Source organism: Streptomyces sp. HUAS CB01, from assembly GCF_030406905.1.
Classification (GTDB): domain Bacteria; phylum Actinomycetota; class Actinomycetes; order Streptomycetales; family Streptomycetaceae; genus Streptomyces; species Streptomyces chengbuensis.
This window is the reverse complement of record NZ_CP129137.1, coordinates 4,318,317-4,340,112: the sequence shown is the minus strand read 5'-3', so window position 1 is coordinate 4,340,112 and position 21,796 is coordinate 4,318,317. Positions and strand designations below refer to the sequence as shown.

The window sequence follows — 21,796 nt, the reverse complement described above, 5'->3', positions numbered from 1 at the left end:
GTCAGGGGGGAGGAGCGGGCCTTCAGTCAGCGGCAGCGCGTGCCGTCCGCCGGCGGAGTCCCGGTGAGCAGGTACTTGTTGATCGCCGTGTCCACGCAGGCGCTGCCACGGCCGTACGCCGTGTGACCGTCGCCGTCGTACGTCAGCAGGGTCCCCGAGGCGAGCTGGCCCGCGAGGGCCTGCGCCCACTTGTAGGGGGTGGCCGGGTCGCGGGTGGTGCCCACGACCAGGATCGGCGCGGCACCCTCGGCCTCGATGCGGTGCGGGGAACCGGTGGCGGGCGTCGGCCAGTAGGCGCAGCTCAGGGAGGCCCAGGCGAAGTTCCTGCCGAAGACGGGGGACGCCTTCTCGAAGTCGCCGGCGGAGGCCGTGACCTGGTCGGGAGTGGTGAAGGCGGGCGGCAGGTCGAGGCAGCTGACTGCGGAGTAGGCGGACATCAGGTTGGAGTACGTACCGTCGCTCTCGCGTTCGTAGTAGCTGTCGGAGAGGGCCAGCAGTCCCGCGCCGTCGCCCTTCATGGCCTCGGCGAGTCCGTCGCGGAGCTGCGGCCAGGCACCCTCGTCGTACATCGCGGCGATGACACCCGTGGTGGCCAGCGACTCGGTGAGTTCGCGGCTCTCACCCGTGGACACCGGACGGGTGTCCAGCCTGGCGAAGAACGCCTTCATCCGGGCCGCGGCGTCCGCGGTCGACTTCGTCCCGAGCGGACAGTCCGCACGCTTGGTGCAGTCGGCGGCGAAGGACTTGAAGGCCGTCTCGAAGCCCTCGGTCTGGTCGCGGTTCATCTGACGGGCCGGGAGGGACGGGTCCATCGCCCCGTCGAGCACCAGCCGGCCGGTCCGCTCCGGGAAGAGCTCGGCGTAGGTCGCGCCGAGGAACGTGCCGTAGGAGGCCCCGACGTACGAGAGCTTCTCGTCACCCAACGCGGACCGGAAGATGTCCATGTCCCGGGCCGCCTCGACCGTCGAGACATGCGGAAGCACGCTGGACGAGCGCTCCTTGCAACCTGCCGCAAAGCCCTTGAAGGCGGTGCTCAGCTTGTCGACCTCGGCCGCGTCGTCGGGCGTCTGGTCGCTCTGCGTGTAGGCGTCCATCTCCTTGCCGTCGAGGCATTTGACGGGCTCGCTGCGGGCCACTCCGCGCGGGTCGATGGCCACCATGTCGTACCGGGCCCGCACCGGCGCCGGATAGCCGACCCCCGCGTACGCCTGGAGGTAGCCGACGGCCGAGCCGCCCGGCCCACCCGGGTTCACCTGGAGCGAGCCGATCCGCTTGCCCGGTCCGGTGGCCTTCACCCGGGCGACGGCCAGCTTGACCGACGGCCCGTCGGGCTCGGCGTAGTCGAGCGGGGCCTTGAGCGTGGCGCACTGGAAGCCGGGGGCGCCGCAGTTACGCCAGTCCAGCTTCTGGTTGTAGTACGGCTTCAGCGCCGCGGTCGACACCGGGGAGGGCGCTGCCGCTCCCGGCACCGATCCCGAGGGTTCGGACGCCTTCGAGGCCGGACTGCTGCCGCTGCAGCCGGAGACGAGCAGCCCCAGGGCTGTGGTGAACGCGATGGCGGAGGTCCTGAGGAACTGCCTGGTGTCCATCCTGGGAGCCTATAGGCACCAAGCCGGATCATGCCCCTTTGCACCCGTATAGGTGATTCGCCCTCAAGGAGCTGCGGCAGGCGGGGAGGTTCACCCGGTGCGCAGCGCCATGGTCATCGCCTCCACCGCCAGCAGCGGCGCCACGTTCGTGTCCAGGGCCTCGCGGCAGGCGAGGACCGCCTCCATCCGGCGCAGGGTCCCCTCCGGGCTGGAGCTGCGCGCGACCCGGTCGAGCGCGTCCCGCACGTCCTCGTTGGCGAGGGCGACCTTCGAACCGAGCTGCAGCGCGAGCACGTCCCGGTAGAAGCCCGTGAGGTCGGTGAGCGCGAGATCGAGGCTGTCGCGCTGGGTGCGGGTGCGCCGGCGCTTCTGGTTGTCCTCCAGCTCCTTCATCGCCCCCGCCGTGCCCCGTGGCATCCGGCCGCCCGCCACGGCACCGAGGGCCGCCTTGAGCTCCTCCGCCTCCTTGGCGTCGATCTCCTCCGAGACCTGCCTGGCGTCCTCCGCGGCCGCGTCGATCAGCTCCTGCGCGGCCCTCAGACAGCCGCCGACGTCCTCCACCCTCAGCGGGAGCTTCAGCACGGTCGCGCGGCGGGCGCGGGCCGCCGCGTCCGTGGCGAGCCGGCGGGCGCGACCGATGTGCCCCTGCGTCGCCCGGGCGGCGGACGCGGCGGCCTCCGGCTCGATGCCGTCCCGTCTCATCAGCACGTCGGCGACGGCGTCGACGGACGGCGTACCGAGCGAGAGGTGACGGCAACGGGAGCGGATCGTGGGCAGCACGTCCTCCAGGGAGGGCGCGCACAGCAGCCAGACCGTGCGGGGGGCGGGCTCCTCCACGGCCTTCAGGAGGACGTTGCCCGCGCCCTCGGTGAGGCGGTCCGCGTCCTCGAGGACGATCACCTGCCAGCGGCCGACCGCGGGCGACAGCTGGGCGCGGCGGACGAGGTCACGGGTCTCCTTCACGCCGATGGACAGCATGTCGGTCCGGACCACCTCCACGTCGGCATGTGTGCCGACCAGGCTGGTGTGGCAGCCGTCGCAGAAGCCGCAACCCGGGGCACCGCCCAGCGCCCGGTCGGGGCTGGTGCACTGCAGGGCGGCGGCGAAGGCGCGGGCCGCGGTGGAACGGCCCGAACCGGGCGGGCCGGTGAAGAGCCAGGCATGCGTCATCCTCGACGCGGCCGGAGGCTCCTCCCCCGCCGCCTCCGCCGTGACGAGCGCGTCGGCGTCGCGCGCGGCGGCGGCCAGCTGCTCCTGGACACGCTCCTGGCCGACCAGGTCGTCCCACACGGCCATGCTGCCGCCACCGCCTTCCGACGTCGTACGAGATGTGAGCTGTGAACTGCGCGCTGCGAGGTCCGAGGTCCGAGGTCCGAGGTCCTGCACCGGCTCCCATTGTGGGGCAGGGGTCGGACACCCCTCACCGCCTGTGGACAACCGGCGTCCCGTCGTCCTCGCATGCCCGCCGACGCCCGCCCGCGGTCCGGCCGGGCGAAGTCCTCGTAGCCGACCGGGCGGTGTCCTCGCATCCGACCGGGCGGTGTCCTCGCATCCGACCGGGCGGTGTCCTCGCATCCGACCGGGCGGTGTCCTCGCATCCGACCGGGCGGTGTCCTCGCATCCGACCGGCACGGATCGGCCTCGGCCGGGTTCGCGCCGAGGCACCGCAGCCCGAGGTCCCGGCCTCGCACCGCCCGTGCCCGCCACCGCGAGGCGGAGGGTCGCCCTCGTCCGATCACGGGGCGGAGGCGCGCTTCCCCGAAAGCCGCTGAGGGCTCGCCAGGCGGAGAGCCGCCTTCCGTACGATCCGAAGGGGAGGGACCCCTCGTGCGATGGCGAGGCGGAGGCTCGCTCTCCGAGCACCCCGAGAGGGCTCGCCGAGCGGAGGGCCGCCTTTCGGAACGATCCGAGGGTGAGCGGAACCCTCCTGCGTCGGGCCGGGGTGCTCATCGTCCTCCTGCGTCCTCGGACGACCCCGGCCACGCCACCCCCGCCCGACCGGGCCAGGCCGGGACATGCCAGGCCGGGACACGCCAGGTGGGACACGCCAGGTCGGGACGGACCGGGCCGGGCTCCGCGGACCGGGTCAGCGCCTCCGGCGCCCGCCGTCCTCGTCGTCGTGCGGTCCCAGTAGTTCGTCCGCCAGGGTCGGCAGGTCGTCGAGCGGGGTCTCCTCCGCCCAGTCGGAGCGGCGGCGCGGTCGTCCCTCCTCGTCGACCTGGGGAAGCTCGCGTGTGCGCTCCTCCTCCGCGTGGGCGGACGGCTCGTCACGGAAGAGGCCCGGCGGCACGCGGTCCGCAGGGCTCTCACCCCGCACGGGCGGCAGCACCGCGGTGTCGTCGGCACCCACGGCCCCCGGGCGGTCATCCCGCACCGGCGGCAGCACCGCGGTCTCGTCCGCCGCGCCCCCGGGGGCCGTCGCGGCCCCCGGTGCCATGCCCTGCGTGCTGTGCGTGGACCCCTCGGGAGGCTGCGGCACCTGGGGAAGGACCGTCGTCTCCGCGTCCTCCTTCGTCATGTCGACGGGCGGACGCGGCGTCTCGACCGTCTGCGTCACGTCGTTGGACCCCACCACGGGAGTGGGCACCGTCGTCTCGGCGGCCGAGGGCTGCGCCGCGGCCGCGGCCGCCTCCGCGGCCCGGCGTGCCTCCTCCGCACGCAGCAGGGCCTCCTCGGCCTTGCGTTGCTTCTCGCGACGGCGCTCCTCGGCCTCGGCCCGCAGCCGGGCCTCCTCCTCGGCCTGCCGGCGACGGCGTTCGGCCTCCTCCCGGCGGGTCTTCTCCTCCGCCTCGCGGCGGCGCCGCTCCTCCTCGGCCAGCCGTCGCGCCTCCTCGGCCCGCTGCCTGGCCTCCTCCGCCTGCCGTTCGGCCTCCTGCCGGCGCGCTTCCTCCAGCTCGCGGCGCTTGCGCTCCTCCTCCTCGGCGCGCAGCCTGGCGAGCTGCTCCTGGCGCTCGCGCTCCAGGCGCTCCTCCTCGGCCCTGCGGGCGGCCTCTTCCTCGGCCCTGCGGCGGGCCTCTTCCTCGGCGGCCTTCCGCGCCTCCTCCCGGGCCTTCACCTCGGCCTCGGAGAGCGGGAGCATCTGGTCGAGCCGGTGCCGTACGACCGTGGCGACGGCCTCGGGTTCCTGCCCCGCGTCCACGACGAGATAGCGGCCGGGGTCGGCGGCGGCCAGGGTGAGGAACCCGGCCCGTACCCGGCGATGGAACTCCGCCGGCTCGGACTCCAGCCGGTCCGGTGCCTCAGTGAAGCGTTCGCGCGCGGTCTCCGGGGAGACGTCGAGCAGCACGGTCAGATGAGGTACCAGCCCGTCCGTCGCCCAGCGCGAGATCCGGGCGATCTCGGTCGGGGAGAGGTCGCGGCCCGCACCCTGGTAGGCCACGGACGAGTCGATGTAGCGGTCGGAGATGACGATGGCTCCGCGCCCGAGTGCCGGGCGGACGACGGTGTCGACGTGCTCGGCGCGGTCGGCAGCGTACAGGAGGGCCTCGGCACGGTTGGACAGCCCGGCCGACGAGACGTCGAGCAGGATGGAGCGCAGCCGCTTGCCGACGGGGGTGGCGCCGGGTTCGCGGGTGACGACGACCTCGTGCCCCTTGGCGCGGATCCACTCCGCGAGTGCCTCGACCTGGGTGGACTTGCCGGCTCCGTCGCCGCCCTCGACGGCGATGAAGAAGCCGGTGGCCGCGGGTGCCTGGGCCGGGTCCGCGCCGCGGCGGACCGCGTCGGCGAGGTCGCGGCGCAGCGGCACGCCGGACCGGTCGTCGGTCCTGGCGAGGACGATCACCGCGACGGGCAGCAGCAGGGCGCCGACCAGCATCAGGGTGAAGGCGGCACCGCCGTGGGCGAAGACGAAGTCGCCGCTGGCCAGGCGGTGCGGACCGATGGCGGCGGCGAGCAGCGGGGCGCCGACGGCACCGAGTCCGATGGCGACCCGGACGACTGCCTGCAGATGCTCGGTGACCCGCGGCCGCCGGAACTCCTCGGTCTCCAGGTCGATCAGCGCGTGCCCGGTGTGCGCGGCGACGCCGGCCGAACCGCCCGCGAGGACCGCGAGGAACAGCACCGTCGCCGTGTCCGGGACGAGTCCCATCGCCAGCAGTGCCACGCCGCTGACGGCGATGACCAGCGGGAGCAGCCTGCGGCGGGACAGCGCCGGCAGCACGCTGGGGGCGCCCCGGACGCCGAGGACGGTGCCGCCGGTCAGGGCGAGGACGAGCAGCGCGAAGGCGACCGGCCCGCCGCCCAGGTCGCGGGCGTGCAGGACGGACACGGCGGCGGCGGAGGCGATGGCCCCGGCGATCGCGGCGCAGGCCAGGACCAGCAGCGGGACGGCGCCCGTACGGCCCTTGTCGAGGCCGCTTCCCGTGGACGGGCGGCGCAGGCCCTCCAGCGGGGAACGGGGGCGCGGGGTCTGGGTGTCCGGGAGTTCGACCGCGGCGAGGACGGACAGCGAAGCGGCGAAGAGGCCCGCCGCCACGTACGAACCGAGCGCGGCCTGGTGCACCGAGAACCACTCGACACCGGTGCCGAGCAGATTGCCGACGAGCGTCGCCACGAGCAGTGCGGCGGCGCCGGCCGGGATGACCGCGAAGGAGGTTCGGAGGGACAGCCTCCGCAGGGCGTCCTGCTGGTCGGGCAGCGGGCGCACGGCCGCGCCCTCCAGCGGCGGCGCGGGCAGCAGCGCGGGAGCGGCGCTCTCCCTGGCGACCGTCCAGAAGCGTTCGGCGACGCCGACGACGAAGACCGTGGCGAGGACGTACGCCACGGCGCTGTCCGGGGTCCAGTCGATCCACAGCGGGGCGATGACGAGCAGGGCGATGCGGAGGCCGTCGGCGCCGATCATCGTCCAGCGGCGGTCCAGGGGGCCGCCGGGTGCGGTCAGCGCGGTGAGCGGGCCGAGGAGTACGGCCCCGAAGAGGAAGGTGGCGAGTATGCGCACGCCGAAGACGGCGGCGACGGCGAAGGCGGCGCCCCGGTACCCGCCGCCGAAGGCCCCCTCGGCGACCGCCGTCTGGAGGGCCAGGAGGATCAGCACCAGGAGGGCGAGGGCGTCACCGATGCCGCCGACGACTTGCGCACTCCACAACCGCCGCAGCGCGGGTACACGCAGCAGCGACCGTACGGCGCGCTCGCGTGAGTCCGCGGCCAGTGCGTCGGCGGCACGTGCTTCGGGTTCAGAGGTGGGGCTCTGGGCCGTTGGCTGGTCGGCTCGCGTCATCCGCCCAGCCTATCCGGAGGAGATTGCTCCCCGGAGGCCCCGCCCGAACAAACGGGCGGCGAGTGCCCGTGAAACGGCGGAGGGGCGCCCCGTGGTGCTCCACGGGGGCCCCTGCCGGACGTTCGTGACGCCGGCGTCGCGTGCGCCGCGCCACTCGTCCTTACTCGTCGTTACTCGTCGCTACTCGTCGCTACTCGTCGGAGGACGACGTCTTCGCGGCCGCGGTCTTCTTCGCCGTCGTCTTCTTGGCCGTGGTCTTCTTCGCGGCCGTCTTCGCCGTGGTCGTCTTCTTCGCCGCGGTCTTCTTGGCGGCCGTCGTCTTCGCCGCGGTCTTCTTCGCCGCGGTCTTCTTCGCGGGGGCCTTCTTGGCGGTCTTCTTCGCCGGGCCCTTGGCGCGCTTCTCCGCGAGCAGTTCGTAGCCGCGCTCGGGCGTGATCGTGTCGACGCTGTCGCCGGTCCGCAGGGTCGCGTTGGTCTCGCCGTCGGTGACGTACGGGCCGAAGCGACCGTCCTTCACCACGACGGGACGCTCGCTCACCGGATCCGTGCCGAGCTCCTTCAGCGGCGGCTTGGCGGCCGCGCGGCCACGCTGCTTCGGCTGGGCGTAGATCGCCAGCGCCTCGTCCAGCGTGATGGCGAAGAGCTGGTCCTCGGTCTCCAGGGAGCGCGAGTCCGTGCCCTTCTTCAGGTACGGGCCGTAGCGGCCGTTCTGCGCGGTGATCTCGACACCCTCGGCGTCCTTGCCGACGACGCGCGGCAGCGACATCAGCCTGAGCGCGTCCTCGAGGGTCACCGTGTCGAGGGCCATCGACTTGAAGAGGGAGGCGGTCCGCGGCTTCACCGCGTTCTTGCCGGTCCTCGGTGTGCCCTCGGGCAGGATCTCGGTGACGTACGGCCCGTAGCGGCCGTCCTTCGCGACGATCTCGTGGCCGGTCACGGGGTCCTTGCCCAGCTCGAAGTCGCCGCTCGGCTTGGCCAGCAGTTCCTCGGCGAGCTCGACGGTCAGTTCGTCCGGCGCGAGGTCGGCGGGCACGTCGGCACGCTGGTGCCCCTCCGAGTCCTTCTCACCGCGCTCCACGTACGGGCCGTAGCGGCCGACGCGCAGCACGATGCCGCTGCCGACCGGGAAGGACGAGATCTCCCGGGCGTCGATCGCACCGAGGTCGGTGACGAGTTCCTTGAGCCCACCGAGGTGGTCGCCGTCGCCGTTCCCGGCCTCGGCAGCCCCGCCGGTCCCCGTGCCCTCACCGAAGTAGAAGCGCCGCAGCCACGGCACCGCCTGGGCCTCGCCCCGCGCGATGCGGTCGAGGTCGTCCTCCATCTTGGCCGTGAAGTCGTAGTCGACGAGCCGGCCGAAGTGCTTCTCCAGCAGGTTGACCACGGCGAAGGAGAGGAAGGACGGCACGAGAGCCGTGCCCTTCTTGAAGACGTAGCCGCGGTCGAGGATGGTGCCGATGATCGACGCGTACGTCGACGGGCGGCCGATCTCGCGCTCTTCCAGCTCCTTGACCAGGCTGGCCTCGGTGTAGCGGGCCGGGGGCTTGGTGGCGTGCCCGTCCGCCGTGATCTCCTCGGCGGTGAGCCGGTCGCCCTCGGCGACCTGCGGCAGGCGGCGCTCGCGGTCGTCCAGCTCCGCGTTCGGGTCGTCGGCGCCTTCGACGTACGCCTTCATGAACCCGTGGAACGTGATCGTCTTGCCGGACGCCGAGAACTCGGCGTCCCGGCCGTCGGAGCCGGTCCCGCCGATCCGGACGGTGACGGAGTTGCCGACCGCGTCCTTCATCTGGGAGGCGACGGTCCGCTTCCAGATCAGCTCGTACAGACGGAACTGGTCACCGGTCAGACCGGTCTCGGCCGGGGTGCGGAAACGGTCGCCCGACGGGCGGATCGCCTCGTGCGCCTCCTGGGCGTTCTTGACCTTCCCGGCGTACGTGCGCGGCTTCTCCGGCAGGTAGTCGCCGCCGTAGAGCTGGGTGACCTGCGCCCGGGCCGCCGCGACGGCGGTGTCGGAGAGCGTGGTCGAGTCCGTACGCATATAGGTGATGAAGCCGTTCTCGTACAGCTTCTGCGCGATCTGCATCGTCGCCTTCGCCCCGAAGCCGAGCTTGCGCGAGGCCTCCTGCTGGAGCGTGGTCGTACGGAACGGGGCGTACGGCGAGCGGCGGTACGGCTTCGACTCGACCGAGCGGACCGAGAACGCGGCGCCCTCCAGCGCGGCCCTGAGTGCGCGCGCGTTCGCCTCGTCGAGGTGGAGCACCTGGTCGGACTTCAGCCGTCCGTCCGGGCCGAAGTCGCGGCCCTGGGCGACACGGCGGCCGTCGACGGTCGTCAGCCGGGCGGTGAAGGCGGCGGGGTCGGAGGCGTCGCCGGCACGGCCGGTGGAGAACGTGCCGGTCAGGTCCCAGTACTCGGCGGAGCGGAAGGCGATGCGCTCGCGCTCGCGCTCGACGACGAGACGGGTGGCCACGGACTGGACACGGCCCGCGGACAGCCGCGGCATGACCTTCTTCCAGAGAACCGGCGAGACCTCGTAGCCGTACAGACGGTCGAGGATGCGGCGGGTCTCCTGGGCGTCGACCATGCGCTTGTTGAGCTCGCGCGGGTTGGCGACGGCCTCCTGGATCGCGGACTTGGTGATCTCGTGGAACACCATGCGCTTGACCGGGACCTTGGGCTTGAGGACCTCCAGCAGGTGCCAGGCGATGGCCTCGCCCTCGCGGTCCTCATCGGTGGCGAGGTAGAGCTCGTCCGATCCGGCCAGCTGCTCCTTGAGCTTTCTGACCTGGGCCTTCTTGTCGGCGTTCACGACGTAGATCGGCTGGAAGTCGTGCTCGACGTCCACACCGAGACGCCGGACCTCACCGGTGTACTTCTCGGGGACCTCGGCGGCACCGTTCGGGAGGTCACGGATGTGCCCGACGCTCGCCTCGACGACATAGCCGGGGCCGAGGTAGCCCTTGATCGTCTTCGCCTTGGCAGGCGACTCGACGATGACGAGTCGGCGGCCGCCCTGTGCGGTCTCGCTGGTCGGGGACAACTTCGCTCTTCTCTCCGGTCGACGCTGTTGGCTCGTACGGCGTACAACGTACGGCGTACGGCCGTAGTGCACTGTGCTGTCGCTGCGGAGTGTGACGGTACAACCCGCCCCCGTGTCAAACGGCAAAAGCTCGCAACGGCCACTCGAACGGTAACCCGACTCCGGGCATTCCTGCCGCCCGGACTCCCATGGCGGACGGCAGGAGGCGGCGGACGGACGAGGGCCGCGAGGCGTTCAGACGCGGCCGAAGCACCAGACGCCGGCGGCCAGGAAGGCGGCACCGAAGATCGTGGCGAGCGCCGCGGCCGTGGCGGGATTCACGCCGTGCGCGACCGGGGCCCGGTGCCGTACCCGCGCTCCCGTCCATATCAACAGTGCGGCTCCGAACAGCGCGAATGCCGTTCCCGCGAAGATCGCCGGACCGCTCTCCATGTCCGTCTCCCCTTTCCCGCCCTGTCCCCGGGACGACCCGTGGCCGAGGCTGGCACCTCCGGGCGTCACCCACGCGAACTCGAGGTGAACGCGACACGGGTTCACCCGGGCGGCGCCGCCGCGGACGATTTCCGGAGCAATGGCTTCCGCGGGACGCGCCGGCCACCCGCGGAGCCCGCCCTGCGCCCGCGCGAGGCACCCACCGGCTCCACGGGGGACACGTCCGGCACCCCGCCCGGACGTACGCACAATGGCCGATTCCGTACGGGAGCGATGGCTGATGGGCGTCACTCCCGGGGGCGGAAGGAGCCGTTCCCGGCCTGGGTGAAGGGAGGCGGGAAGCGGTCCGGCGGCCGGCCCGGGGGCAGGGAACCGTTCGGCGTGCGTCGGCCGCCGCACGTACCGAGCGGGCAGGCGCACGACGGGCCGTGCGGCGACACGCGTCGCGCTGCGGGAGGAACCAGTTCCCCGGCGGGGCGGCCGCCTCAGCGGGTGGCGCATCAGGGCCGGCACGCCCCGACGGGCGCCTCGACGGCACGGACCGGGCAGCCGCCGATCCGCAGGCAGGACGGAGGCCGCAACGGGCCGAGCGGCGGTCGGCCCGGCGCACCGCGGCGAGCGGCCGCGGGGCGAGCGGCGCACCGTTCGGGCGCCTCGGCGCCGCGGAATGCGCCGGGCGCGAACCGTACGGGACGTCCCCCGGCGCATGGTCCTCAGCCGCGCGGGGTGGCGGGCTCCAGGAAGCCCTCCTGCACCAGCACCCTGATCGCCTCGGGCGTGCGGTCGCGCAGCAGTACCGGGTCCTCGCCGACCAACTGGGCGATGGCGTCGAGGATCCGGCCCGCGCTCAGCGTGCCGTCGCAGACGCCGGCGAAGCCCGCGCCGACCGTGTCCACCTTCGTGGCACGCCGCATCCCCCGGTTCTGGCGCAGCACGACGTGCTCGGGGTCCTCCGCGCCCGGTAGCCCGACCTGCTCCTGCACCACGTCGTCCGCGAGCACGAAGTGGTCGGCGAGCAAGGCCGCGTCGTCGTGCGTGCGCAGATAGTCCTGCCGCGTGAAGTGCGCGCGCACGGCTTCGCCGAGCGGCTGCTCGACGGGGTGCGGCCACTCCTCGACGACGATCGACGGCCGGTCCGAGTCCGTCTTCCGGAGCGTGATCCAGCCGAAGCCGACCGCCCGGGTCCCGCTCGCCTCGAACGCGTCGAGCCACGCGTCGTACCGCGCCGCGTACTCCTCGGGAGCGGTGCGGTGGTCACCGCTGTCCCGGAGCCACAACTCGGCGTACTGCGTCACGTCCTGCACCTCGCGCTGCACGATCCAGGCGTCGCAGCCGCCGGGCACCCAGGAACGCACCCGCTCCTGCCAGTCCTCCCCCTCCACGTGCTGCCAGTTGGCGAGGAACTGCGCGAACCCCCCTGCGTTCAGACGGTCCCCGGCCTGCTGAACGAGTGAACGGCACAGATCGTCCCCGCCCATTCCGCCGTCCCGGTACGTGAGTCGTGCACCCGGGGAGATGACGAACGGCGGGTTCGACACGATCAGGTCGTACGTCTCCGACCCGACCGGCGCGAAGAGTGAGCCCTCGCGCAGATCCGCCTCGGGCGCGCCGGACAGCGCCAGGGTGAGCCGGGTGAACGCCAGGGCCCTCGGATTGAGGTCGGTGGCCGTGACCCGCGTGGCGTGCCGGCCGGCGTGCAGGGCCTGGATGCCGGAGCCGGTGCCGATGTCGAGGGCGGAGGACACGGGGGTGCGGACCGTGATGCCGGCGAGGGTGGTCGACGCGCCGCCGACGCCGAGGACGACGCCCTCGCCCCGGCCGCTCGCGCCGCCCGCCCCGCCCACCGCACAGCCGAGGTCGGAGACGATGTACCAGTCCTGCCCCTCGGGCCCCCCGTACGGACGGATGTCCACCGTCGCCCGGATGCCGTCGGAGGACTCGGCCACCCAGCCGTCGGCGAGCGCCACGTCCAGGGGCAGCGCCGCCCGGGCGCGTTCGGGCTCCACCGGCCGTTGCAGCAGGAAGAGCCGTACGAGCGTCTCCAGCGGGGAGTCGCCGCGCGTGGCGCGCAGGGCCGGGACGGTCTCGCTGCGAGCAAGGGCGCTGTAGGCGGGCGCACCGAGCAGCTCGAGCAGCCCGTCGGCGGTGAAGTCGGCGGCGAGCAGGGCGTCGCGGAGCCGGGCGGACTGATCGGGAACGGGAAGGCCTGCGGCAAGGCTGGTCGTACTCACCCGCCCATTCTCACCCGCGGCACGGCACTCGGCCTTCGCCGCCGCTGCCGCGCGCACCGCGGCGACCGTGAATACGCACCGGCCGCGGAGCGGGTCCGAGGGCGTGCGGCTCACGCGGCCCGGTCCGAGGGCGTGCGGCTCACGCGGCCCGGTCCGAGGGCGTGCGGCTCACGCGGCCCGGTCCGAGGGCGTGCGGCTTACCCGGTCCGGTCCGAGGGCGCGGCCCGGTCCGAGAGAGTCCGGCTCACGGAATCCGGTCCGAGGGGGAAGCGGAGGGAGCGGCCACGCCGGACCGCGGCGTCCCCGTCCGGCGGGAACCGCGTCGCGCCGGAGCCGGACACGATCGGCCGGCCGGCCCACGAGAGCGCGGGGCACGGTCCGGCGGGATCCCGTCGCGCCGGAAGTGCGGCCGGGCGGCTCGCCCGCCCGGCGCGGCGATCGGCTCGCCTACTCGGACGACCCCTTGGACGCCTCGGGCTCGGCCGAGCCGGCCGACTTCGACGGGCCGGCCGCGTTGGACGGCTTGCTGCCGGGCTCGGAGGCACCGTCGCCCGTACCGGCGGGTGCGTTCACCGACGGCTTGACCCGCTGGCAGCCCTTCTGCTTGCCCATCGCCTTGCCCAGCTCGCCGGACTGCAGCTTGCCGAGGGCGACCTGGTCCATCTTCTGGATCTTCTTCAGGCCTTCCGCGACGTCCTGCAGGCCGTCCGCGAACTTCTGCTGGTTCTTCGGGTCGAGGGCGTCGACCTTCTTCTTGAGGTCGAGGTACGCGGTCGCGGTGGCGTTGAGCTCCTTGATCGCGTCCTGCCGAAGCTGCTCCTGGCCCTCACCGGGCGGGGAACCCGCGGCCTGCACCGCGGAGGCCAGCGCCCTGTTGGCGTCGGCGATGTCCTTGAAGGCCTTGGAGTCGGCCGCCTGTATGTCGGCGGGCTTGCCGTCCACCGAGGTCGAGATGATCGCCTGCTGGGCGTCGGTCCGCTTCTGGATCTGCGGCCGCGCCTGGTCGCAGACGCTCTTCGCCCAGGCGTCCACCTTGCCGCTGTCGCCGTCGTCACTGCAGCCCGTCAGCGCGAGCACCAGTACCGCACCGCCGGACACGGCGGCCGCGAGCTTCTTGTTCACCTTCACCGGATAGGTCCCTTCCAAGGCTCTCGGCCCCGGAACATACACGGCCTCCGCACAACAATCCCGGGCCTGATGTCCGGCTTGCTCGCTTACGGGATTGTTTGCCCTAGGAGAGACAAGACTCACCGCCGCCTCCGTTCCCGGCCTTCCGCCGGGCGGACGAACGGGCGGACGCTGCGGTCGACCGCAGCGTCCGCCCGTGCTGTGAGCAGGCGTTTCGTCCAGATGAGAGGTTTACTGCGAAACGACCGCCGGGTCCGGTGACTTCGACGACCGCTCCGCGGCGTTGCCTTCGTCACCCACCGCGACCGAACGCCTCTTTGAGATGTACACCGCGCCGACGATGACCAGGATCGCCACGGTCGCGATCACGGCCCGCACGCCCGCGTTGGCGTCGTCGCCGTAACTGAACTGGACGACCGCGGGCGCGATGAGCAGCGCCACGAGGTTCATCACCTTCAGCAGCGGGTTGATCGCCGGTCCAGCGGTGTCCTTGAACGGGTCGCCGACCGTGTCACCGATCACCGTCGCCGCGTGCGCCTCACTCCCCTTTCCGCCGTGATGCCCGTCCTCGACGAGCTTCTTGGCGTTGTCCCACGCACCACCGGAGTTGGCGAGGAAGACGGCCATGAGGGTGCCCGTGCCGATCGCGCCCGCGAGGTACGAGCCGAGGGCGCCGACGCCGAGCGTGAAGCCGACCGCGATGGGCGCCATGACGGCGAGCAGACCCGGAGTGGCCAGTTCGCGCAGGGCGTCCTTGGTGCAGATGTCGACGACGCGTCCGTACTCCGGCTTCTCGCTGTAGTCCATGATCCCGGGGTGCTCGCGGAACTGACGGCGCACCTCGAAGACCACGGAACCGGCGGACCGGGACACGGCGTTGATCGCCAGCCCGGAGAAGAGGAAGACGACGGCGGCGCCGAGGATCAGGCCCACCAGGTTGTTGGGCTGCGAGATGTCCAGGCTCAGGCCCATCTCCCCGGCCTTGGCGCTCACCTCCGCGACCGCGGTGGCGATCGCGTCCCGGTACGAACCGAAGAGCGCGGCCGCCGCGAGGACGGCCGTCGCGATGGCGATGCCCTTGGTGATCGCCTTGGTGGTGTTGCCGACGGCGTCCAGGTCGGTGAGGACCTGCGCGCCCGCGCCCTCGACGTCACCGGACATCTCCGCGATGCCCTGGGCGTTGTCGGAGACCGGCCCGAAGGTGTCCATGGCGACGATGACACCGACGGTGGTGAGCAGTCCGGTGCCGGCGAGGGCCACGGCGAACAGCGCGAGCATGATCGACGTACCCCCGAGCAGGAACGCCCCGTAGACACCGAGACCGATCAACAGCGCGGTGTAGACGGCGGATTCCAGGCCGATGGAGATACCGGCGAGCACGACGGTGGCCGGACCGGTGAGCGACGACTTGCCGATGTCGCGGACCGGCCGGCGGGTGGTCTCGGTGAAGTACCCGGTCAGCTGCTGGATCAGGGCGGCCAGCACGATGCCGATCGCGACGGCGACCAGCGCGAGGATGCGCGGGTCTCCCTCGTGGCCCCTGATCGCGGGCTCCGTGACACCGCTCAGCTCGGCGTACGACGACGGCAGGTAGGCGTACACCGCCGCGGCCACCAGGACCAGCGAGATCACCGCGGAGATGAAGAAGCCCCGGTTGATGGCGGACATCCCGCTGCGGTCGGCGCGCCGCGGGGCGACCGCGAAGATACCGATCATCGCGGTGACCACGCCGATCGCCGGAACGATCAGCGGGAAGGCCAGCCCCAGATCGCCGAAGGCGGCCTTGCCCAGGATGAGGGCGGCAACGAGCGTCACGGCGTACGACTCGAAGAGGTCGGCGGCCATACCGGCGCAGTCGCCGACGTTGTCCCCGACGTTGTCCGCGATGGTCGCCGCGTTGCGCGGGTCGTCCTCGGGGATGCCCTGCTCGACCTTGCCGACGAGGTCCGCTCCGACGTCCGCGGCCTTGGTGAAGATGCCTCCGCCGACACGCATGAACATGGCGATCAGCGCGGCTCCGAGGCCGAAGCCCTCGAGGACCTTGGGGGCGTCCGCGGCGTAGACGAGGACCACGCAGGAGGCACCGAGCAGGCCGAGGCCCACCGTGATCATGCCCACCACACCGCCGGTGCGGAAAGCGATCTTCATGGCCTTGTGTGCGACGGCCGTCAGATCCTTTGCAGGCTCCCCTTCGGCCGGGGTCGCCTCACGCGCCGCCGCGGCCACGCGCACATTCGCACGCACCGCGAGACGCATGCCGATGTATCCGGTGGCGGCCGAGAACAGCGCGCCCACCAGGAAGAAGGCCGAACGTCCCAGTCTCTGCGACCAGTCGTCGGCCGGCAGCAGCATCAGCAGGAAGAAGACGATCACGGCAAAGATGCCGAGAGTGCGCAACTGCCGGGCCAGATAGGCGTTTGCGCCTTCCTGGACGGCTGCCGCGATCTTCTTCATGGACTCGGTGCCTTCGCCGGCCGCCAGCACTTGACGTACCAGCAACTGGGCGACGACCAGCGCCGCGATCGCGACGACCGCGATGACAATTACGATCATTCTGTTGTCATCGGTGAGTACCGCGGCCGCGAGGGAAGTAGGTTCGGTCAGGGTTGGGTTGAAGAGCCCCGCCATTCGTCCTCCTTGACGTTCAGAGCTCAAGATGTGGACGGATTGTAGGGAGCGGAACCTGATCAAAACAGTGCGCGACAAATGGAATTGACCTTCGTTCGCTCCTCACCAAATGATCGCGGCTCAGGATTACCCTCGAAAGCGGTAATGGGGCAAAAGCATTGACGCTTGATCAATGATCTAGGGAAATGAAAAAGGCCCTGCTCAGCAGGGCCTCTCAAAACAGCGGGCGCAGGTGCCGCCGTCAGCGCGGCGCGCCAGGGGCGGTCATCGGGTCATGACACGAGCGTGGCCGGATTCGTCGGCCAACTCATCCGGATGACGCCTCCGTGCTCACCCGTCGTCACCTCCACGTCGTCGACGAGACCACTGATCACGGCGAGCCCCATCTGGTCGCGGCCGTCCGCGTCCTCGTGGTCGTCACCGGGACCGGAGCCGTGCTTCCCGGCCTCGGCTCCCGCAGGAGCGCCGGACAAGGGCACCTCGTCGCCGACCTCGATCGAGAAGGACTTCTCCTCCTCGGTGAGCAGGACGCGCACGGGAGCGGTGACGCCATGGCTGCGGTGCAGCCCGACGGCACGGCTGCACGCCTCGCCGACGGCGAGCCTGACCTCGTCCAGCACCGCCTCGTCCACCCCTGCCCGCCGCGCCACGGCGGCCGCCACCAGGCGGGCCGTCCTGACATGCTCGGGCTGAGCACTGAAGCGGAGTTCAACGGTGGCCATGCGGTCCCCCTCGGACGTACGAGCGTGCGAGCGTGCTTCTCAGGGGCACCGGGCTGGCGCCCGGCACCCTGGCCTTCCTCCGGACTCCCCGGAGCCTCCGAACGGGCCGGAGTCCCCGGGGAACCCCCGGGCGACTCAGTCGGTCGCCGCGACGGCCTCGTCGACCGTGGTGTGAATGGGGAACACCTTGGTCAGACCAGTGATCCGGAAGATCTTGAGAATGCGCTCCTGGTTGCAGACCAGGCGCAGCGAGCCTTCATGCGCACGTACGCGCTTCAGACCGCCCACGAGCACGCCGAGGCCGGTCGAGTCGAGGAAGTCCACACCCTCCATGTCGACAACCAGGTGGTAGCTGCCGTCGTTCACCAACTCGACCAACTGCTCGCGCAGCTTGGGCGCGGTATACACATCAATCTCGCCACCGACCTCGACGACCGTGCGGTCGCCGCCAGGGCCGGACACATTGCGAGTCGACAGGGACAGGTCCACGGATCCTCCAGCACCTTGCTATCGAGCGGTCGCCCCTCGGTCTCCCCGGCGGAGCCAGGGGACGGATCGCCAGCCGCGATGGCATTCAATCACTTACCAGCAGCCATGCACGACGCCTTGGGACCATTGTCCGTCACGCCGGTGACACACTCGGTGCCGATGGCCATGAATCACCGACCCAGACGCCCCTCCGAGAGCGGGGAAACCCGCCCCTCCCCCGGTACGGTCCTCGACCGGCTCGCCGCGGGGGCGGGCCGGGCTGCGCGCATCACTCATACGGAGCACTTGCCCCCCAGGCCGGGCCGCCATGCAGTCTGGCCGCACCGCATCCGTCCGGAAGTGATCAACGCCATCCAGCAGGCCGGGATCGCACACCCCTGGGCCCACCAGGCGACCGCTGCCGAGCACGCCCTGGACGGCGAGTCGGTCGTGATCGCCACCGGCACGGCGTCCGGCAAGTCCCTCGCCTACCTCGCGCCGGTCCTCAGCACCCTGCTGGACGGCTCGGAAGCGCCCAACGGACGCGGCGCCACCACCCTGTACCTGGCCCCGACCAAGGCCCTGGCCGCCGACCAGTGCCGCGCCGTGAAGGAGCTCGCGTCACCGCTGGGCAACCGTGTGCGACCGGCCGTGTACGACGGCGACACCCCCGTCGAGGAACGCGAGTGGGTCCGCCAGTACGCGAACTACGTCCTCACCAACCCGGACATGCTGCACCGGGGCGTACTCCCGTCCCACCCCCGCTGGTCGTCCTTCCTGCGCTCCCTGCGCTACGTCGTGATCGACGAGTGCCACACCTACCGCGGCGTGTTCGGCTCCCACGTCGCCCAGGTCCTCCGCCGGCTGCGCCGGGTGTGCGCCCGCTACGGCGCGCACCCGGTGTTCCTCCTGGCCTCGGCGACGGCCGCCGATCCCGCCGTCGCGGCCGGCCGGCTGACCGGTCTGCCCGTCACCGAGGTCTCGGACGACGCCTCACCCCGCGGTGAGCTCGTCTTCGCCCTCTGGGAGCCGCCGCTCACCGAGTTGCACGGCGAGAAGGGCGCCCCGGTGCGCCGCACCGCCACGGCGGAGACCGCGGACCTTCTGACGGATCTGGTCGTCCAGGGCGTCCGTACGGTCGCCTTCGTGCGCTCTCGGCGGGGCGCGGAGCTGATCTCGGTCATCAGCCAGGAACGTCTGGCCGAGGTCGACCGGACGCTCGCACGGCGTGTCGCCGCGTACCGGGGCGGCTATCTGCCGGAGGAGCGGCGCGCGCTGGAGCGTGCCCTGCACTCGGGCGAGCTGCTCGGGCTGGCCGCCACCACCGCCCTGGAACTGGGCGTCGACGTGTCCGGCCTGGACGCGGTCCTCATCGCCGGCTACCCCGGCACCCGTGCGTCGCTCTGGCAGCAGGCGGGCCGGGCCGGCCGCTCCGGGCAGGGCGCCCTCGCCGTGCTGGTCGCCCGGGACGATCCGCTGGACACCTTCCTCGTCCACCATCCCGAGGCGCTGTTCCGGCAGCCCGTGGAGTCCACGGTCCTCGACCCGGACAACCCCTACGTCCTCGCTCCGCACCTCTGCGCCGCCGCGGCGGAGCTCCCCCTGACGGAGCAGGACCTGGAGCTGTTCGGTCCGGCCGTCCCCGGGCTGCTGCCCCAGCTGGAGAGCGCCGGGCTGCTGCGCAGGCGCACCGCAGGCTGGTACTGGACCCGCCGGGAGCGGGCCGCCGACCTCACCGACATCCGCGGCGAGGGCGGCAGACCCGTGCAGATCGTCGAGGCCGCCACCGGCCGGCTGCTCGGCACGGTCGACGAGCCGGCCTCCCACGCCGCCGTGCACGACGGCGCCGTGCACCTTCACCAGGGCCGTACGTACCTGGTGAAACGGCTGGACCTGGAGGACTCCGTCGCCCTCGTCGAGGAGGCGAACCCGCCGTACTCCACCACCGCCCGGGACACCACCTCCATCTCCGTCCTCGAGACCGACACCGAGATCCCCTGGGGCGCCGGCCGTCTCTGCTACGGCTCCGTCGAGGTCACCAACCAGGTCGTCTCCTTTCTGCGCCGGAAGCTGATCACCGGTGAGGTGCTCGGCGAGACCAAGCTCGACCTGCCGCCGCGCACCCTGCGCACCCGCGCCGTCTGGTGGACCGTGACCGAGGACCAGCTGGACGCCGCCCGGGTGAACCCGGAGCAGCTGGGCGGTGCCCTGCACGCCGCCGAGCACGCCTCCATCGGGCTGCTCCCCCTCTTCGCCACCTGCGACCGCTGGGACATCGGCGGTGTGTCCGTGCCGTTGCACCCGGACACGCTGCTGCCGACGGTCTTCGTGTACGACGGCCACCCCGGCGGAGCGGGCTTCGCCGAGCGGGCCTTCCACACGGCCCGTGAATGGCTCGAAGCGACCCGGGAGGCCATCGCCTCGTGCGAGTGCGAGGCGGGCTGTCCGTCCTGCGTCCAGTCCCCCAAGTGCGGCAACGGCAACGACCCGCTCCACAAGCGCGCCGCCGTCCGCCTGCTCACCGTCCTCCTGAGGGGTGCCCCGGACGCTCCTGAGGCCGGCTCCCCAGGCCTGCTTCAGGCCCCGGGTCCCCGTGACGGGGACGTGGGAACGACTACGGAGCCACGGGGCCGTCAGGGCGATCCGGCAGCCCCGCGGGACCCGGTCCGGGAAGACCGGGCGACACCCGAGGACCAGGAGGACCAAGAGGGCCAGGAGAGCCAGGAGAACCCGGGGATCCCGGAGGGGTGACGGATCGCGGTCGCTACTGCCGACCGGGATCTCCGGGGAGCTCGGAGGACGCAGGAGCACCAGGAGGGCCCGGGGAGCCGGGAGGACGCAGGAGCATCAGCGGCGCGGGTATCCCGGAGGACCAGGGCCCGGGGATCCCGGAGGACCGACGATCGCCGTCACTCCTGCCGACCAAGTCTGCTGCCCCGACCTGGTTCCCCTACGGGCCTGGCCGCCTCGCCTCCGAGGACCGGCCGGTTGGAACGTCCGGATGCCGCGGGCCGGGAGGGTCCCGACGACCGGCCGCATCGGCCGCATCGGGCGGACCGGGCAGGGCCGGCGGAAGGTACGGGCCCGGTGGGCTCGACGTATCCCGCAGGCTCGACGTATCCCGTGGGCTCGACGCATCCCGCAGGCCGGGCGGGGCCGGCGGACCGGCGCGGGATCTGACCTCCGGCCTGTACGGGCCGAGAACCGCGGCGGCGGTCACGTCGGCGATCTCGCCGGCCACCGCGCACCGCACGACCACCGCCCCTTGCGCCCGGGCCACCCGTGCCGCCTGGGCACATGCCCGTCCGGCACCCTCCAGCGCCCGCCCGGCTGCGGCGAGCGCCGCGAGGTCGGCCGCGGCACCCGCCCGGTGACGGGCGACGACCACCTGCCCCATCGCGAGCACCACGGCGAAGACCGCGGACATCGCGCATGCCGCCATGGCTGCCCAGACGGTCGCCGACCCCCTGTCACGGCCCCTCATGGCCCACCGCCCTGCTCCGTCTGCTCACCGCTCACCACCGCGTCCTCCGCGAGAGCGACGGCTTCGGCCGTCAGAGTGAGAGCCGGTGTGACGGGACCGGGGCTCGCCGCCTCGACCCGCACCCGCCAGAGGTCCCCCTCCCTGCCCAGGGAGATCTTCGCGCCGGACGGTGCGGCCGAACGGGCGGCGGAGACCACGGCGGCCTCCGGCTCCGAGCGGGCCGCGGCCCGAGCCCCCGCCCGGGCGGCGTCCACACACTGGATCTGCGCCGACGCCGCCATCAGTGCCCAGACGAGCGCCATCGTGAAGACCACCAGCGCGGGCACCGTCACCGCGGCCTCCGCCGTGACGGATCCCCGGTCGGTTCCGCAGCCCGGGCGCCCGGGCCCGGGCGCCGGGGTGCGAGGGGTGTCAGGGGTGCCAGGGGTGTCAGAACTGCGCACTGAGCGCCTTCCCGATGATCGATTCGAGGGCCGTGGAGACCGTGTCGCTGGTGATCACCTGATAGAGCACAGCGGCGAAGGCACATGCCGCGATCGTGCCCATCGCGTACTCCGATGTCGTCATTCCGGCGTCGCCCCCGGGGAGCCGACCGGACAGCCGGTCACGCGTCCTGGCGAAGACTCCCCTCGTCCGGGCCACACCCCCGGAGGATGCGGGGTCCACGGACGTCGTGTCGGCGGATGCCGTTCCCGTGGTCCTCGTCGTCCTCGTGGTCCTCGTGGTCCCCGTACCGGTCACGCTCATGTCGATCCCCTCGTTTCTGTTCGCTTCTGTTCGCTCTGAAGGCCGTTGATGCCGTCCGACGCCATGCCGTCGGCGCCGTTGAGGTGGGCGCGCGGGGCACCGATGCCGTCGG

14 protein-coding genes are annotated in these 21,796 nt (G+C 72.4%); 1 reads left to right on the top strand and 13 read right to left on the bottom strand.

Going from position 1 to position 21,796, the window contains the following annotated elements:
• Nucleotides 1-26: 26 nt before the first annotated feature.
• The 10 genes from QRN89_RS19235 to QRN89_RS19190 form a co-directional block, all read right to left on the bottom strand.
• Nucleotides 27-1,589 carry an alpha/beta hydrolase gene (locus QRN89_RS19235; protein WP_290350651.1) on the bottom strand — a complete coding sequence of 521 codons (1,563 nt, stop codon included), beginning with the start codon at nucleotides 1,587-1,589 and terminating at the stop codon, nucleotides 27-29.
• Between the two features lie 90 nt (nucleotides 1,590-1,679).
• Nucleotides 1,680-2,885: a DNA polymerase III subunit delta' gene (locus tag QRN89_RS19230; protein ID WP_290350650.1), complete on the bottom strand. Its 1,206-nt coding sequence runs from the start codon at nucleotides 2,883-2,885 to the stop codon at nucleotides 1,680-1,682.
• 790 nt (nucleotides 2,886-3,675) lie between these two features.
• Complete coding sequence (tmk, locus tag QRN89_RS19225; protein WP_290350649.1) at nucleotides 3,676-6,807, bottom strand: dTMP kinase; 3,132 nt, start codon at nucleotides 6,805-6,807, stop codon at nucleotides 3,676-3,678.
• Between the two features lie 190 nt (nucleotides 6,808-6,997).
• Complete coding sequence (topA, locus tag QRN89_RS19220) at nucleotides 6,998-9,844, bottom strand: type I DNA topoisomerase (protein ID WP_290350648.1); 2,847 nt, start codon at nucleotides 9,842-9,844, stop codon at nucleotides 6,998-7,000.
• A gap of 234 nt (nucleotides 9,845-10,078) precedes the next feature.
• Complete coding sequence (locus tag QRN89_RS19215; protein ID WP_290350647.1) at nucleotides 10,079-10,276, bottom strand: hypothetical protein; 198 nt, start codon at nucleotides 10,274-10,276, stop codon at nucleotides 10,079-10,081.
• Nucleotides 10,277-10,989: 713 nt separating this feature from the next.
• Complete coding sequence (locus QRN89_RS19210) at nucleotides 10,990-12,507, bottom strand: DUF7059 domain-containing protein (RefSeq protein WP_290350646.1); 1,518 nt, start codon at nucleotides 12,505-12,507, stop codon at nucleotides 10,990-10,992.
• Between the two features lie 447 nt (nucleotides 12,508-12,954).
• Nucleotides 12,955-13,629, bottom strand: coding sequence for a small secreted protein (locus QRN89_RS19205; protein ID WP_390701194.1), 675 nt, complete (start codon nucleotides 13,627-13,629; stop codon nucleotides 12,955-12,957).
• A 237-nt stretch (nucleotides 13,630-13,866) separates the two neighbouring features.
• On the bottom strand, nucleotides 13,867-16,263 hold the full coding sequence (locus tag QRN89_RS19200; RefSeq protein WP_290350644.1) for a sodium-translocating pyrophosphatase: 2,397 nt from the start codon (nucleotides 16,261-16,263) through the stop codon (nucleotides 13,867-13,869).
• A 272-nt stretch (nucleotides 16,264-16,535) separates the two neighbouring features.
• Nucleotides 16,536-16,985: an ATP-binding protein gene (locus tag QRN89_RS19195; protein ID WP_290350643.1), complete on the bottom strand. Its 450-nt coding sequence runs from the start codon at nucleotides 16,983-16,985 to the stop codon at nucleotides 16,536-16,538.
• Between the two features lie 135 nt (nucleotides 16,986-17,120).
• A complete protein-coding gene (locus QRN89_RS19190) occupies nucleotides 17,121-17,474 on the bottom strand; it encodes an STAS domain-containing protein (protein WP_003967428.1) in 354 nt (117 codons plus the stop codon).
• 78 nt (nucleotides 17,475-17,552) lie between these two features.
• Between QRN89_RS19190 and QRN89_RS19185 the strand changes: the two genes are divergently transcribed.
• Complete coding sequence (locus tag QRN89_RS19185; RefSeq protein WP_290350642.1) at nucleotides 17,553-20,204, top strand: DEAD/DEAH box helicase; 2,652 nt, start codon at nucleotides 17,553-17,555, stop codon at nucleotides 20,202-20,204.
• Nucleotides 20,205-20,403: 199 nt separating this feature from the next.
• On the opposite strand, the gene QRN89_RS19180 is transcribed toward QRN89_RS19185, so the two are convergent.
• The 3 genes from QRN89_RS19180 to QRN89_RS35830 are packed head-to-tail and all read right to left on the bottom strand — an operon-like array spanning nucleotide 20,404 to nucleotide 21,684.
• On the bottom strand, nucleotides 20,404-20,880 hold the full coding sequence (locus tag QRN89_RS19180) for an Rv3654c family TadE-like protein (protein ID WP_356948694.1): 477 nt from the start codon (nucleotides 20,878-20,880) through the stop codon (nucleotides 20,404-20,406).
• A gap of 53 nt (nucleotides 20,881-20,933) precedes the next feature.
• The gene (locus QRN89_RS19175; protein ID WP_290350640.1) at nucleotides 20,934-21,380 is read right to left on the bottom strand and encodes a TadE family type IV pilus minor pilin; all 447 of its coding nucleotides are present in this window, start codon (nucleotides 21,378-21,380) and stop codon (nucleotides 20,934-20,936) included.
• Entirely contained in the window at nucleotides 21,367-21,684 is a 318-nt protein-coding gene (locus tag QRN89_RS35830) for a DUF4244 domain-containing protein (protein ID WP_390701195.1), read from the bottom strand. The genes QRN89_RS19175 and QRN89_RS35830 overlap by 14 nt, the downstream gene beginning before the upstream one ends.
• Nucleotides 21,685-21,796: the final 112 nt, after the last annotated feature.